Annotated in this window: 1 protein-coding gene; it reads right to left on the reverse strand. The window is 60.0% G+C overall.

Annotated features, from left to right (window positions below; all coding sequences use genetic code 11):
* The coding region (locus tag IG65_RS35610; RefSeq protein ID WP_036526751.1) for a hypothetical protein at window positions 1–230 on the reverse strand (230 nt) is incomplete at both ends.

Below are 230 nucleotides of genomic sequence, written 5' to 3' on the forward strand. Positions count from 1 at the left end.
CCGATGCGCACGATGCCACGCTCGTCCAGATCCGCCAGCACCTCATCGGACACGTTCGGGATATCACGAGTGATCTCCTCGGCACCGAGCTTGGTGTCGCGAGCATCGATCTCGTGCTCCTCGATATGAATCGAGGTCAGCACGTCCTCCTCCACGAGACGCTGCGACAGGATGATCGCGTCCTCGTAGTTGTGACCCTCCCACGGCATGATCGCCACCAACAGGTTCTT

The organism is Nocardia sp. NRRL WC-3656 (assembly GCF_000720265.1).
Taxonomy (GTDB): Bacteria; Actinomycetota; Actinomycetes; order Mycobacteriales; family Mycobacteriaceae; genus Nocardia; species Nocardia nova.